12 protein-coding genes are annotated in these 13,283 nt (G+C 71.4%); 9 read left to right on the top strand and 3 right to left on the bottom strand.

Annotated features, from left to right (window positions below; all coding sequences use genetic code 11):
- The first annotated feature begins 59 nt into the window (after nucleotides 1-59).
- Both IO40_RS0113630 and IO40_RS0113625 read left to right on the top strand, forming a co-directional pair.
- A complete protein-coding gene (locus IO40_RS0113630) occupies nucleotides 60-602 on the top strand; it encodes a DUF1707 SHOCT-like domain-containing protein (protein WP_016467519.1) in 543 nt (180 codons plus the stop codon).
- A gap of 142 nt (nucleotides 603-744) precedes the next feature.
- A complete protein-coding gene (locus IO40_RS0113625) occupies nucleotides 745-2,301 on the top strand; it encodes a hypothetical protein (RefSeq protein WP_016467518.1) in 1,557 nt (518 codons plus the stop codon).
- Nucleotides 2,302-2,395: 94 nt separating this feature from the next.
- On the opposite strand, the gene IO40_RS0113620 is transcribed toward IO40_RS0113625, so the two are convergent.
- Together IO40_RS0113620 and IO40_RS0113615 are read right to left on the bottom strand one after the other, a co-directional pair.
- Nucleotides 2,396-3,988, bottom strand: a complete 1,593-nt coding sequence (locus IO40_RS0113620; protein ID WP_016467517.1) for an MFS transporter — start codon at nucleotides 3,986-3,988, stop codon at nucleotides 2,396-2,398.
- A 189-nt stretch (nucleotides 3,989-4,177) separates the two neighbouring features.
- On the bottom strand, nucleotides 4,178-4,651 hold the full coding sequence (locus tag IO40_RS0113615) for a MarR family winged helix-turn-helix transcriptional regulator (RefSeq protein WP_016467516.1): 474 nt from the start codon (nucleotides 4,649-4,651) through the stop codon (nucleotides 4,178-4,180).
- Between the two features lie 1,020 nt (nucleotides 4,652-5,671).
- On the opposite strand from IO40_RS0113615, the gene IO40_RS0113610 reads away from it, so the two are divergent.
- From IO40_RS0113610 to IO40_RS0113580, 7 genes are all read left to right on the top strand, one after another.
- A complete protein-coding gene (locus IO40_RS0113610; RefSeq protein WP_016467515.1) occupies nucleotides 5,672-6,490 on the top strand; it encodes a HipA family kinase in 819 nt (272 codons plus the stop codon).
- Nucleotides 6,487-6,900 (top strand): DUF3037 domain-containing protein, encoded by a 414-nt coding sequence (locus IO40_RS0113605; RefSeq protein ID WP_016467514.1) that lies wholly within the window; start codon nucleotides 6,487-6,489, stop codon nucleotides 6,898-6,900. Before IO40_RS0113610 ends, IO40_RS0113605 begins: the two co-directional genes overlap by 4 nt.
- 204 nt (nucleotides 6,901-7,104) lie before the next feature.
- On the top strand, nucleotides 7,105-7,866 hold the full coding sequence (gene fabG / locus IO40_RS0113600; RefSeq protein ID WP_016467513.1) for a 3-oxoacyl-ACP reductase FabG: 762 nt from the start codon (nucleotides 7,105-7,107) through the stop codon (nucleotides 7,864-7,866).
- A 40-nt stretch (nucleotides 7,867-7,906) separates the two neighbouring features.
- Entirely contained in the window at nucleotides 7,907-8,680 is a 774-nt protein-coding gene (locus IO40_RS0113595; protein ID WP_016467512.1) for an SDR family oxidoreductase, read from the top strand.
- Nucleotides 8,681-9,066: 386 nt separating this feature from the next.
- Nucleotides 9,067-10,653 (top strand): ABC transporter substrate-binding protein, encoded by a 1,587-nt coding sequence (locus tag IO40_RS0113590; RefSeq protein ID WP_031175472.1) that lies wholly within the window; start codon nucleotides 9,067-9,069, stop codon nucleotides 10,651-10,653.
- Between the two features lie 102 nt (nucleotides 10,654-10,755).
- Entirely contained in the window at nucleotides 10,756-11,433 is a 678-nt protein-coding gene (locus IO40_RS0113585; RefSeq protein WP_016467510.1) for a uracil-DNA glycosylase, read from the top strand.
- 154 nt (nucleotides 11,434-11,587) lie between these two features.
- Entirely contained in the window at nucleotides 11,588-12,127 is a 540-nt protein-coding gene (locus tag IO40_RS0113580) for a hypothetical protein (RefSeq protein ID WP_016467509.1), read from the top strand.
- A gap of 616 nt (nucleotides 12,128-12,743) precedes the next feature.
- Here IO40_RS0113580 and IO40_RS0113575 read toward each other — a convergent pair.
- Nucleotides 12,744-13,256, bottom strand: a complete 513-nt coding sequence (locus IO40_RS0113575) for a DinB family protein (RefSeq protein ID WP_031175471.1) — start codon at nucleotides 13,254-13,256, stop codon at nucleotides 12,744-12,746.
- Nucleotides 13,257-13,283 lie beyond the last annotated feature (27 nt).

The following is a 13,283-nucleotide window of genomic DNA, read 5'->3' as shown; positions in this document are numbered from 1 at the left end:
CGCTCCCGCTCCCGCTCCGCCTCGCCACGTGGCCGACGGCACGGCAGTAGGGTGAAACGGTGACCACTTCATCGGAAGACTCGTCGCCGCTGCTCAGTGAAGACGATCGCGATGCGGCCGTGCGGCGTCTGCGTGAGGCGTACAGCGAAGGGCACCTCCCGCACGAGGAGCTGGACGCCCGCCTCGACCAAGTGCTCACCGCCAGGACACACGACGAGCTCGCGCCGGCTCTGGCGTCCCTCCCGCCGGAGCGCCCGGACACCACCTCCACGATCGCCGCCGCCGGCGGGCGGATCCGGCGGCGAGGCGCATGGCGGGTGCCCCGGGTCCTCAAGGTCGGGTCCGCGTACGGAAGGGTGCGCCTGGACCTGTCCCGGGCGGTCATCGAGCACCCGGTTGTCGACATCGAACTGCAACTGGGCACAGGCGGGGCCAGGATCACGGTGCCCCGCGACGCGACCGTCGATGTCGAGGGAGTGCAGACCGGGTGGAAGGACCTGCGTTACAAGCCCCGTCGGCGGTCCCGCCCCGGCGGCCCGGAGATCCGCATCTCCGGGAGCATGGGGCTGGGCCGGCTGAGGATCCGCCACGCGTGGCGCTGAGGCGCCTGACCGGACCCCGCCTTCGGCAGGCGGAACGTTCACCGGAGCATGACGAGAAGGCAGCGAAAGACCGACGGACAGGGGGAGCAGCCCGCCTGCGTCCGCCAGGGAACGGCCCGGCCGGGCTCACTACTGTGTACGAGTGCTCTCCTACGACGAGTTGACCCCGCCTGAGCGTGCGCTGTGGGACGCGTTCCCCGAGGGGCGACGGGTGGACCTGCGTACGGGATCACCCGGGGAGGACCGGGTCGCCGAGGGCGCGCAGTGGGGCACCGGTCGGACGGTCCGGGCCGCCGTGATCGCGGCGCTCCTGCTCGGCGCGAACACCGCGCAGCCGGGCGCTGTCGCTGTTCTGCGGCTCGCCGGGGCGCGGATATCCGGCCATCTGAACCTGGCCGGCGCACAGGTCGCCCACGCACTCTGGCTGGAGGACTGCTGGTTCGAGGAGGGTGTGGACCTCTCCGGGGCATCGACCCAGTCCATCGCGATCGTGGGGAGCCGGGTGCCGGGTGTGGAAGCCGGGATGATCCGTATGGAGGGCCGTCTGGACCTGCGGCGTTCCCGCCTGGAGAGCGGTTCTCCCTCGCCCTTCCACCGCAGGACCACCGCGCTGTCGCTCATCAACGCCCACGTGAGCGGGGCCGTGACCCTCAACGCCGCCGAGGTCGTCGCGCCCGGGGAGTGGGCCGTTTCCGCCGGCGGACTGGTCGCTGAGGGCGGCGTCTACTGCAAGGACGGATTCGTCGCGCACGGCGAAATCCGTCTCATGGGCGCACAGTTGCCGGGGGGACTGCACATGGAGGGCGCACTTGTGGAGCACCCCGGCCCGCGCGGTGTGGTCCTCGCGCTGGACAATGCCGTCGCGTCAGTGCTTCTTTTCACCGGGGGGTTCACCGCGAACGGCACCGTGCACCTGCGCGGTGCCCAGGTCTCGGACAATGTGTCCTTCCAAGGGGCTGTGCTGAACGGGCCGCCCGAAGGCCGGCGCCCGGCCCTGACCGCCACGCTGATGCGAGCGGTCGACTTCGACTTCCTTCCCGCCCGTCCGCCGTCCGGCTCGGTGGATCTGCGAGCCGCGCAGGTGTCCTACCTCCACGAGAGCGAGCGCAGCTGGCCCGAGGTGGTGGAGCTGGACGGCTTCGTCTACGGCTCCGTCAAGGTGGCCGAGTCGGGCGAGCCGCGTGATGCCGCGGGGCAGGTGCGGTCCGTGGCCGACCGCCTGGCGTGGATCCGGCGCAGCCCGGGCTACAGCCCGCAGCCGTACGAGCAGTTGGCGAGCTGGTACCGGTCGGTCGGCCATGACGACGACGCCCGCCGGGTACTCCTGGCGAAACAGCGCCACCGACGCCGCACGCTGTCCGTGCTCGCGCGCGTCTGGGGACACCTGCTCGATATGACCGTCGGTTACGGGTACCGCCCCTGGCTGGCCGGCGTCTGGCTCCTCGCCCTGACCCTGCTGGGCACACTCTCCTTCGGCACGCACGTCCCCACTCCGGTCAAACCCGGGGAAGCCGCCCCGTTCCAGCCCCTCGTCTACACACTCGACCTGTTGATCCCCATCGGCGGCCTGGGGCAGCGCACCTCCTGGTACTGGTCGGACGGCAGCCTCCAATGGCTTGCCTACCTGCTGATCGCCTTCGGCTGGGTGCTGACGACAGCCGTCATCGCGGGGGTCACCCGCACCCTGCAGAAGAACTAGCGCGGAAGTGGCTGCTCGGCCGAGGCGGTGCCGGGCAAGCAGATGTCCTCGCAGGGTGCCCGCTCGCCTCGGCCGGGCGGCTGCCGTCGTGCCTTCAGTGACGGACCGGCTCGGGGGTGCGCCGTACGCCCGCGACAGCGAGCAGGGCGCCCAGCACGCACAGGACTCCGGACACCAGGACGGCGCTGTGGACGCCGTTCATGAACGCCTGGTGGCTGCCCTCGACGACCGCCGTCTTGAGAGAAGCGGGCATGTCGTCGGAGACCGGGGCGACACCCATGGCCACCGCGTCCTTCGCCTCGGACACTCCGTCGGCCGCTGGAGCGGGCACACCGGAGGAGACCAGTTCCCCGTTCAGGGTCGAGCCGACCAGGCTACTGATCAGGGAGACCAGGACGGACGTGCCGAGCGCGCCGCCGACCTGCAGGGAGGTGGCCTGCAGGCCACCCGCGACACCGCCGTCCTTCACCGGCGCGTTGCCGACGATGGCATCGGACGAGGACGCCATCACCATGCCGACCCCGAGGCCGAGCGCGATGAACGGGGGCCACATCACGGCGTACGAGGAGTGTGCGCTCCAGCCGAGCATCGTGAAGCAGGCGGCGGCCTGGAGGGCCATGCCGAGCGGCATCGTCAGGCGGGGGCCGAACCTCTCGGTGAGCGCCGCGCCCAGCGGGGAGGCGATCACGGAGGCGAGACTGAGCGGCAGGGTGCGTACGCCGGCCTCGACCGGGGTGAAGCCCCGCACGTTCTGCAGGTACAGCATCACGAAGAAGATCACGCCCAGCAGGATGAAGAAGTTGAGGGCGGTGATGACGGTGCCGATGGTCAGCGCCGGATTGCGGAAGAGCCGCATGGGCAGCAGCGGGTGCGCCACGCGGGTCTCGTACCAGCCGAAGAGCAGCAGGATCACGACACCCGCGCCGATGGAGCCCAGGGTGCCGCCCGAGGTCCAGCCCCACGTCTCGCCCTTGACGACACCGAAGACGACGGCGAGCAGGCCGAGCGCGAGCAGGACGACGCCGGGGATGTCGAACCTCTCCTGCGCCGCCGCGGTGTTCTTGCTCTGCGGCAGAACCCACATGCTGAAGAGGAGCGCGATGATGCCGATGGGCGCGTTGATGTAGAAGACCGACTCCCAGTTGACGTGCTCGACGAGCAGACCGCCCACGATCGGTCCGAGCGCGGTCGACACCGACGAGACCATGGCCCAGATGCCCACGGCCATGCCGAACTTCCTGGGCGGAAAGACGGCGCGCAGCATGCCGAGGGTGTTGGGCATCAGAAGCGCCCCGAAGAAGCCCTGGAAGGCGCGGAAGGCGATGACGCCCTCGATGGACCCGGCCAAGCCGATGGCCACGGAGGCGAGGGTGAAGCCGGCCACGCCGATCAGGTAGAAGGTGCGGCGGCCGAACCGGTCACCGAGCTTGCCGCCCAGGATGAGGGCGGCGGCGAGGGCGAGCAGGTAGGAGTTGGTGACCCACTGCAGGTCGGCGGTGGAGGCGTTCAGGTCCCGGCCGATCTCCGGGTTGGCGATCGAGACGACCGAGCCGTCCAGACCGACCATGAACAGGCCGAAGGCGACGGCGACGAGGGTCAGCCACGGGTTTGCGCGTCGGCCGTGCGGTTCGGCCGTCCGCGCCGAGTGATCGGGCGGAGCCGGGGAGTTCAGGACTTCGGAAGACATACGGGTGTGATTCCTCGTTCAGGCAGGAGGAGATGAAGGGGCGGACAGCGGCGGACGCCTGTGCGCGTCCGCGCAGGGACGGCTGTGTCCGGCGCGGGTGCGGCCGGACACAGCCGGGAGGGAAAAGGGCGGAAGAAGGCGGAGTGGGGTGCCGCCGGCGCCGCGTACGGACGGAAGCCGTACGCGCGGTCAGCCGATGACCGGGTGGAGGCGCGCGTTCAGCTCCTGCAGGGAGGACAGCGCCGAGCCGAGGGCGCCGAGCTCGCCGTCGGTCATGGTGTGCAGCACCCGGGCGATCTGGTCGACCATGAGGCGCTGGACCTCCGTCAGCTGCTGCCGCGAGGCTGCGGTGAGGTGCAGATGCGCGATGCGCTTGTCCTCCGGGTCCTGCCGACGCTCCAGCAGGCCCTGCTCGGTCAGCTGCGTGACCAGGGCGCTGACGTTGTTGGGCTTCATCAGCAGAGCTTCCGCCGCCCTGCGGACAGTGACGCCGTCATGGGCCTCGACGTGACGCAGGAGCGCGAGCTGCGCCTCCGGCGGTTTCGGGTGCGGAAACTCCGAGCCGATCCGCCGCTCCAAGGCGCGGGCCAGTGCGGGCAGGCATGCCGCGAGCCCGACGGCTACGCGGTCGATGTCCTGGGCGGACGCACTGGTATCGGGCATGCGAGGAGTATGGCTCTATACATATAGCTATGTCAAACGATGTAAATTTCCCGAGCCTCCCTTCGATCGGCGAATGCGCCGCACCGTACGGCGTGCGACAGGTCCGGGCGGTGCTGGGCGAGACCGGCGCGCAAGCGCGTCATGGACGAGTCCGTCCTCACTACGTCCCGGTTGATGATGGCCGCCTCGGCGGCGACGACTGCAGCAGGGCCTCGACCGCCGTGCCGAGCGCGGTGCCCACCTGGGACAGGTTCAGCCACCGGCGAGTCGGTCGATGCCCCGAGACCGTGGGGAACGCGCTTCGGGGGCATGCTCGGAAGCCCGGGGCCTGTCCTGTGACCGGGCTGCGCCCTCTCACCGGTCAAGGATCGGACCGTGTCAATGGCCGGTGACGGTATCGAGGGGTACTGATCACGGGAGGGGGTACTGACACGGGATATGGCGCCGATCCGCCGGCGACGGGCGAACCGCTGCCGGTCCACCGGGACTTCTGGCCGGACTACCTCTCACTTCCGGTTGGCGTCGAGCGTAGGCCCCCCGGCTCGGGCCCCGAGATCGTCCCACGGTTCGTCTCAGCCGCCGAGGCGGCCGTGGTTGCCTGTGGTCCGCGCAACCACCGCATGGGCTGAACCGCGGCGGCGTCTCGTTCTCCCCGTGCCCTCAAGCCAAGCAGTCCACCCTGCCCAACTCGACAGAGAAGTCGTCGGCGGCCAAGCGGCAGTGATCGAAGCAGACAGTCGATCACGCTGGAGGCGGGGGAGTCCGTGGTCACGCTCGCGCGACGGCCGGGTCGCTCGTCACCGGCCATCACGCCGGACCACTACGCGCACTTCACGCCGGAGGCCGGAGACCGGCGACGGAACGCCGTCGACGCGCTCTTCGACGGCTGGGGGAGCGGGAGCGCCGCCGGAGCTGAAACTCCCCCGGTTCTCACCAGGGGCTCGGGACGGCTTGTCGGGCCGGAGGGGCTCGGCAACTCGCCGTCGATCCCAAGGGCGCACGGGCGTATAACCTGGCAATATGCTCCCCGAAGTCACAGCCACGCGCTACGTCACGCCATTGCGCGAGGGCGGTTCGCTCCCCGGTCTGGTCGAGGCCGACGACCTGGGCACCTACGTCATGAAGTTCACCGGAGCCGGTCAGGGGCGCAAGACGCTCGTGGCCGAGGTGCTGTGCGCGGGGCTCGCCCGGCGGCTCGGGCTGCGGGTTCCCGACCTGGTGCGGATCTGGCTGGACCCGGTGATCGGCCGCTCCGAGCCGGACGAGGAGGTCCAGCAGCTGCTCAAGGCCAGCGGCGGGCTGAACCTCGGTATGGACTTCCTGCCCGGCTCGCTCGGCTTCGACGCCCTCGCCTACGAGGTGGACGCCGCCGAGGCGGGCCGCGTGGTGTGGTTCGACGCGCTGGTCGGCAACGTGGACCGGTCCTGGCGCAACCCGAACATGCTGGTGTGGCACGGTGACCTGTGGCTGATCGACCACGGGGCCACGCTGATCTTCCACCACAACTGGGCCGGGGCCGAGGCCGCCGCCGAGCGCCCGTACGACGCCTCCGACCACGCGCTGGCCCCCTTCGGCCCGCGGATCGAGGAGGCGGCGGCCGAACTGGCGCCGCGGGTCACCGAGGGGCTGCTGGCCGAGTGCGCCGCCGAGATCCCCGACGAGTGGCTGGCGGACGAGGCGGGCTTCGCCGACCCGGACGCGGTACGTGCCGCGTACACCGGGGTGCTGGCGGCCCGGGCCCGTACGATCCATGAGCGGATCACGGTCGGGGAGCCGAGCAAGGACCGGCCCTCGCAGGCGCCGGGGTGGCTCACCGGGAAGGGTGGCGATGCCAAGTGACGCGCACCAACACCACGACCGGAGCGCGCGGCGACCTCGACGTGTTCGAATACGCGCTGCTGCGCGTCGTGCCGCACGTCGAACGCGGTGAGCTGATCAACGCGGGCGTGCTCGTCTACTGCCGCGCCCGCTCATTCCTCGCGGCACGCACCCATCTGGACGAGGACCGGCTTTATGCCCTCGATCCGTGCGCGGACGTCAGGGGAGTGCGGGCGGCGCTGCGCGCCGTCGAGAACGTCTGCGACGGGGGAGTCAGGGCCGGACAGGCCGCCGGGGACGACGCCGGGCGGCGGTTCCGGTGGCTGGTGGCACCGCGGAGCACCGTCGTGCAGCCGGGACCGGTGCACACCGGGCTGACGGCGGACCCGGAGGCCGAGAGCGAACGGCTGCTGGATCTGCTGGTGCGCTGACCCGGGACTCCGCGCGCCGGCGCGTGCCCGCATGAGGGCGCCGGGCGGTGGTGGTGTCGCGCCGGGGTGCGGTGTGGCGCCGGCCGCGCCGGCCCCCGTTGACACGGCGTTGCCCGCCTCATAGCGTCACGTCTGCCGTGGGTACTAAGCGGTTGCTCACCCCGTTCGTCCAGCTCATCCAGTCGAGGCCGAGGAGAGACCAGCATGTCCAGCACCGAGCAGCGAGTCGCCATCGTCACGGGCGCGGCCCGGGGGATCGGCGCCGCCACCGCCGTCCGCCTGGCGACCGAGGGTTTTGTCGTCGCCGTCCTGGACCTCGACGAGGCCGCCTGTGCGGGCACCGTGGCGCAGATCACCGAACAGGGCGGCAAGGCTCTCGCCGTCGGCTGTGACGTGTCCGACTCCGCGCAGGTCGAGGCCGCTGTCACCCGCGTCGCCCAGGAGCTGGGGGCGCCTTTGGTGCTGGTGAACAACGCCGGCGTACTGCGGGACAACCTGCTGTTCAAGATGAGCGACGAGGACTGGGACACGGTCATGAACGTGCACCTGCGCGGTGCCTTCCTGATGTCCCGGGCCTGCCAGAAGTACATGGTGGACGCCGGCTTCGGCCGCATCGTCAACCTCTCCTCCTCCTCGGCGCTGGGCAACCGCGGCCAGGTCAACTACTCGGCGGCCAAGGCCGGTATGCAGGGCTTCACCAAGACCCTCGCCAAGGAGCTGGGCAAGTTCGGGATCACGGCCAACGCGGTGGCCCCCGGCTTCATCGCCACCGACATGACGGCCGCCACCGCCGAGCGCGTCGGCATGAACTTCGAGGACTTCAAGGCGGCGGCGGCCACCCAGATCCCGGTCCAGCGGGTGGGTGAGCCGGCGGACATCGCCAACGCCGTCGCGTTCTTCACCGACGAGAAGGCCGGTTACGTCTCCGGCCAGGTGCTGTACGTCGCCGGCGGACCGCTGGACTGAGGGCGGACGGCGAGCGGACGAGTGCGAGGAGAGAACGTCAATGGCTGAGCGAGCAGCGGACGGCCGGCAGTCCGGTACCGGCAAGGTGGCGCTGGTCACCGGCGCCAGCCGCGGCATCGGCTACGGGATCGCCGAGGCGCTGGTGGCGCGCGGTGACCGGGTGTGCATCACCGGGCGCAACGAGGACGCCCTCAAGGACGCGGTCGAACGGCTCGGCCCCGACCGCGCGATGGGCGTCGCGGGCAAGGCGCACGACCCCGACCACCAGGCCGTCGCCGTGGAGCGGGTGATGGAGACGTACGGCCGTCTCGACCACCTGGTCAACAACGCCGGCACCAACCCGGTCTTCGGGCCGATGGCCGAGCTGGACGCGGATGTGGCGCGCAAGGTGTTCGAGACGAATGTGCTCTCGGCGCTCGGCTTCGCGCAGCGGACCTGGGCGGCCTGGCAGCGCGAGCACGGCGGCACCATCGTCAACATCGCGTCCTTCGCGGGGGTGACGGCCTCCCCGTTCATCGGCGCCTACGGCATGAGCAAGGCGGCGATGATCAATCTGACCCTTCAGCTCGCGCACGAGTTCGCGCCCATGGTGCGGGTCAACGCGCTGGCCCCCGCGGTGGTGAAGACGAAGTTCGCCGCCGCGCTGTACGAGGGGCGCGAGGCGGAGGTCGTGGCCCGCTACCCGATGGGGCGGCTCGGGGCGCCGGAGGACATCGCGGGGGCCGCGGCGTTCCTCACGTCCGACGAGTCCGCGTGGGTCACCGGCCAGACACTGACCCTGGACGGCGGTCTCTTCCTCAACGCGGGCGTCTAGAGCAGCAAAGCGCACCTCCGAGCAGCAGCACGGACGTCGAAACAGCAGCGCGGGCGGCCGAGCGGCAGCGCGGGCGACCGAGCAGCCGCCCCGAGAAGGGCAGCGCGCCGGGACACGGGTTTTTGCCGCGGTCCCGGCGCGCAGGCGTTCCCCCGCCGGACGGGTACCGACGGGACGGTGGGCGGCCACTGTCCGGGGGACGCGGGCGGCCACTGTCCGGCTGCCGGACCTCAATCCCCGCCACCCGGACGGTCGTTGGGGCTCCGATACGGCTGTGACTGGGGTAATGTCGGTGCGCCTTCCCCCACTGTGGGCGCGCCCCGGCGTGGGCGCAGTCCTGAGCACCGCACCACCAGTACTGGCACCGCCGACTGAGGAGCGCGCACGTGTTCGACCGGAACGGGCTGCGGAGAGCCGCGGCGACCATCCTCCCGCTCGCACTCGTCGCCGGGTGCGGCGCACTGCCCGGCAGCGGCTCACAGGAGAAGCACCGCATCGTGGTCGGCACCACCAGCGCGCCCAGTTCCCTCGATCCGGCGGCGGCCTGGGACGGCTCGTGGGAGCTGTACCGGAACATCTACCAGACCCTCATGGCCGTCCCCAACACCGGCACCTCACCGGAGCCGGACGCCGCCCGCAGCTGCCGGTTCAGCGACGCGGCCAGCCGTGTCTACCGCTGCGTACTGCGCGAGGGGCTGAAGTTCTCCAGCGGCAGACCGCTGGACGCCGACGCGGTCAAACACTCCTTCGACCGCACGACCTCCATCAAGTCCCCCTCCGGACCGGCGGCCCTGCTGGACAACCTCGACGAGGTCAGGACGCGGGGGAAGCGCACCGTCGTCTTCCGGCTGAAGAAGCCCGACGCGACGTTCCCGTTCGTGCTGTCCACCCCCGCCGCCTCCCTCGTGGACCCGCAGGAATACCCGGGCGCCACCCTGCACCCGGACGACACCGCCACCGGCTCGGGTCCCTACACCCTGCGCAGCTACCGGCCGGGGAAAGAGGCCCTCCTGGTCAAGAACCCCGACTACAAGGGGCCGGCCGAGCTGCGCAACGACTCGGTGACCATCCGGTACTACACCAGCTCCCGCCGCATGGTCGACGATCTGAAGGCCGGCCGCATCGACCTCACCTACCGCGGGCTGACCCCGCGGCAGATCAGTGCCTTCCAGGACGCCGGCAGCGCCGGGGACGACGCCGTCCAGCTGAGCGAGATGACCGGGTCCGAAGTCCACTTCCTGGTCTTCAACCCGAAGGACGCGCAGGCCGCGAAGCCCGCCGTACGCCGCGCCGTCGCCCAGCTCGTGGACCGCAAGGAACTGGTGCGCGACGTCCACGACAGGACGGCCGACCCGCTCTACTCGATGGTCCCGACCGGCGTGACCGGACACACCAACGCCTTCCTGGACCGCTACGGGCAGCCCAGCGAGGACAAGGCCCGCGCCATGTTGCAGCAGGCGGGCATCACCACCCCCGTCCCCCTCACCCTGTGGTACGCGCGGGACCGGTACGGGGACACCACACAGCGGGAGTTCGCCGAGCTGAAAGCGCAGCTGGAGCGCTCCGGGCTCTTCGAGATCACTCTCCGGTCGCGCTCGTGGGCGTCGTTCCAGAAGGGCTACCTCAAGGGCGCCTACCCGGTCTTCGGCCGCGGCTGGTCGGCGGACTTCCCCGACGCGGACAACTACATCGCGCCGTTCGTCGGTGACCACAACGCCATGGGCACCCCCTACCGGGACCGCGAGCTGACCGGGCGGCTGCTGCCAACCTCCCGCAAACAGAGCGACAGGGGCGCCGCCGGACAGTCCCTGGGGGAGGCCCAGCGGCGGATGGCCAGGGACGCGCGGCTGCTGCCGCTGTGGCAGGGCAAGGTCTACATCGCCTCCGAGAAGGACGTGGCGGGCATCGAATGGGCCGTGGACTCCTCGGTCATCATGCGGATGTGGGAGCTGTACAAGAAGTCCAGCTGGTAGCGGTGCGAACGCCCGTCCTGGGCTGTCAGTGGCGGGCGGTACCTTCGGTGCGGTAATCGGGCACAGCCCCCAACGAGCACCACCGCAGCGGAGGTACAGCGCGTGAAAGAGATGCTGCCCCAGTCCTGGCAGGGCGTCCTCGGCGAGGAGACCGAGAAGCCCTACTTCAAGGAGCTGGCGGAGTTCGTCGAGCAGGAGCGGGAGCGCGGGCCGGTCTACCCGCCCCGCGAGGAGGTGTTCGCCGCCCTCGACGCCACGCCGTACGACCAGGTGAAGGTGCTCATCCTGGGGCAGGACCCCTACCACGGTCCGGGGCAGGGGCACGGCCTGTGCTTCTCGGTCCGCCCCGGGGTGCGGACGCCGCCGTCGCTGCGGAACATCTACAAGGAGATGCGCGAGGAGCTGGGCCACCCGGTCCCCGACAACGGCTATCTGATGCCGTGGGCCCGCCAGGGGGTGCTGCTGCTCAACGCGGTGCTGACGGTGCGTGAAGGCGAGGCCAACTCGCACAAGGGGAAGGGCTGGGAGAAGTTCACCGACGCGGTCATCCGCGCCGTGGCCGACCGCCCGGACCCGGCGGTGTTCGTGCTGTGGGGCAACTACGCGAAGAAGAAGCTGCCGCTCATCGACACCGAGCGGCACGCGGTGGTGCAGGGTGCGCACCCCTCGCCGCTGTCGGCCAAGCGGTTCTTCGGCTCCCGCCCCTTCACCCAGATCAACGAAGCCGTCGCCGCGCAGGGCCACACCCCGATCGACTGGCGCATCCCCGATCTGGGCTGAGCCGCGCCGGGCTCCTCCCGGGGTGACCGCCATTGTCGGTGCCTGCCGCTAGCGTCGTCATTGGACAAAACCTGATGAAACCCCCGGCGGCACGGCCGAACGTGGCGGCGCGGCCGGAGCGGCGACGGAGACACGGCGAACGGGAGGAGCCCTCGTGGCGGAGCCCCAGCAGGACGCGCCCCACGGCGCGGAGGACGCGACGATGGTCAGAATCGGCCAGGCCATCATGCTGCACCGCGGCGGCGACCGGGAGGAGGCCAGAAACCGCTTCGCCGCCCTGTGGCAGGAGACGGACCCGGACGCCGACCTCTTCCACCGGTGCACCATCGCGCACTACATGGCCGACACCCAGGACGACCCGGCCGACGAGCTCGCATGGGACCTGCGGGCCCTCGCCGCGGCCGACGCCCTGCACGACGGTCACCGGCAAGGCGGTGAGCACCAGCTCGCCGTCCGCTCCCTCTACCCGTCACTGCACCTGAACGTCGCCGCCGGTCACGCCCGGCTCGGGAACGAGGACGCGGCCCGCAGCGCGCTGGCACGGGCCAGGGAGAAGCTGGCAGCGCTCGCCGCAGACGCCTACGGGCAGGGCGTCCGCGCGGCCGTCGAACGGCTGGAGAAGCAGCTCTCCGACGGCGCCGCCGCCCCGGGCGGACCCCTCGACGGCGACGGCGGCGCCGGTCATCTGCCGTAGGCGGAGCGGCAGAGCCTGGCCTCCGCGCTGTCGGCGTCCCATCGGCCCCACGCCCGGCCCAGCTCACACAGGCGGGGATCGGTCCCCGGACCCAGCCCGCGCCCATGGCGCTCGCGCGCGCCGCCACCGTCCTCGGGGCCGTGGCGTCCGCCCGGCTGGCCGGGCTGCGTGCCGTGCGGCGGCTGACGCCGTGTCCGGGGGAGCGGCGCCTGCCGCGGCGCCGTACCCGCACCCGGGCGCGCGGCCGGACCGTCCGGAGCGGGCGCCTCCTTCCGGGTGTGCGGAGCGTTCCCGTTCCCCGCGCCGGCGTCGCCGCGCCGGTCGGCGTCCTTTCCCGCACCGCCGGGCGGGAGGGAGTCCCTGGCCGGGGACCGCCCCTCGCGGCGTGGTGCCTCGCCGTGCTCGGAGGCGGGGGAGTGGTGGGACGAGGGCCCGCGACCGGGTGACCCCGGGTCTCCTGAGACGGTCATGCATCCCGTCGCGGCCGAGAGCGCCACCCCGGCGACTGCCATGGCTTTCGTCATCCGTGACACCCCGGCAACTCTTCCCAGTCCCGGTCGCGCTGTGAAGTCCCCGCAGGAGTGATCGCGGCGGCCCGGGGCTGACCCCTTGGGGGTCAGAATCCGGTGGCCCCGTCGATGCGCTCCCGCAGCAGGTCGGCGTGGCCGTTGTGCCGTGCGTACTCCCCGATCATGTGCAGATACATCCAGCGCAGCGAGGTCTGCCAGTCGGTGCGCCGCGGGTGGACCGCCACCTCGTCCAACGCCCGTTCCGCCGCCGCCTTCCGCGCCCGGTCCACCTCGCGGCGCCAGACCGCCAGCGCCTCCGCACCGGTGTCGGCCTCGGTGACCACGAAGCCGAGCGCGCGGTCGGTCTCGGTGCAGTAGAGGGGCGCCGAGTCCTCGTCCCTCCACATCCGCCGGAACCAATGGCGCTCCACATTCGCCAGGTGGCGCACCAGGCCGAGCAGCGTCAGACCGGAGGGCGGCGCCGAGGTGCGGCGCAGCTGCTCGTCGCTCAGCCCCTCGCACTTGGCCGCCAGGGTGGCGCGGTGGAGGTCGAGCCACTGCTTCAGCAACTCCCTCTCACCGCCCGTCCCACCGGGCATCGGGAGGCCGCTGGCGGTCATAGGGGGTCCGGCGTTTGCTTGTCCGTT

Source organism: Streptomyces albus subsp. albus (assembly GCF_000725885.1).
Classification (GTDB): Bacteria; Actinomycetota; Actinomycetes; order Streptomycetales; family Streptomycetaceae; genus Streptomyces; species Streptomyces albus.
This window is presented reverse-complemented; position numbering and strand designations above follow the sequence as displayed.

Bases quoted from the DNA above. Each gene is read 5' to 3' on its own strand.
- IO40_RS0113595 (WP_016467512.1), top strand. From the start codon at position 7,907: ATGGCTGAGCGAGCAGCGGACGGCCGGCAGTCCGGTACCGGCAAGGTG.
- IO40_RS0113610 (WP_016467515.1), top strand. From the start codon at position 5,672: ATGCTCCCCGAAGTCACAGCCACGCGCTACGTCACGCCATTGCGCGAG.
- IO40_RS0113575 (WP_031175471.1), bottom strand. From the start codon at position 13,256: ATGACCGCCAGCGGCCTCCCGATGCCCGGTGGGACGGGCGGTGAGAGG.
- fabG (WP_016467513.1), top strand. From the start codon at position 7,105: ATGTCCAGCACCGAGCAGCGAGTCGCCATCGTCACGGGCGCGGCCCGG.
- IO40_RS0113620 (WP_016467517.1), bottom strand. From the start codon at position 3,988: ATGTCTTCCGAAGTCCTGAACTCCCCGGCTCCGCCCGATCACTCGGCG.
- IO40_RS0113615 (WP_016467516.1), bottom strand. From the start codon at position 4,651: ATGCCCGATACCAGTGCGTCCGCCCAGGACATCGACCGCGTAGCCGTC.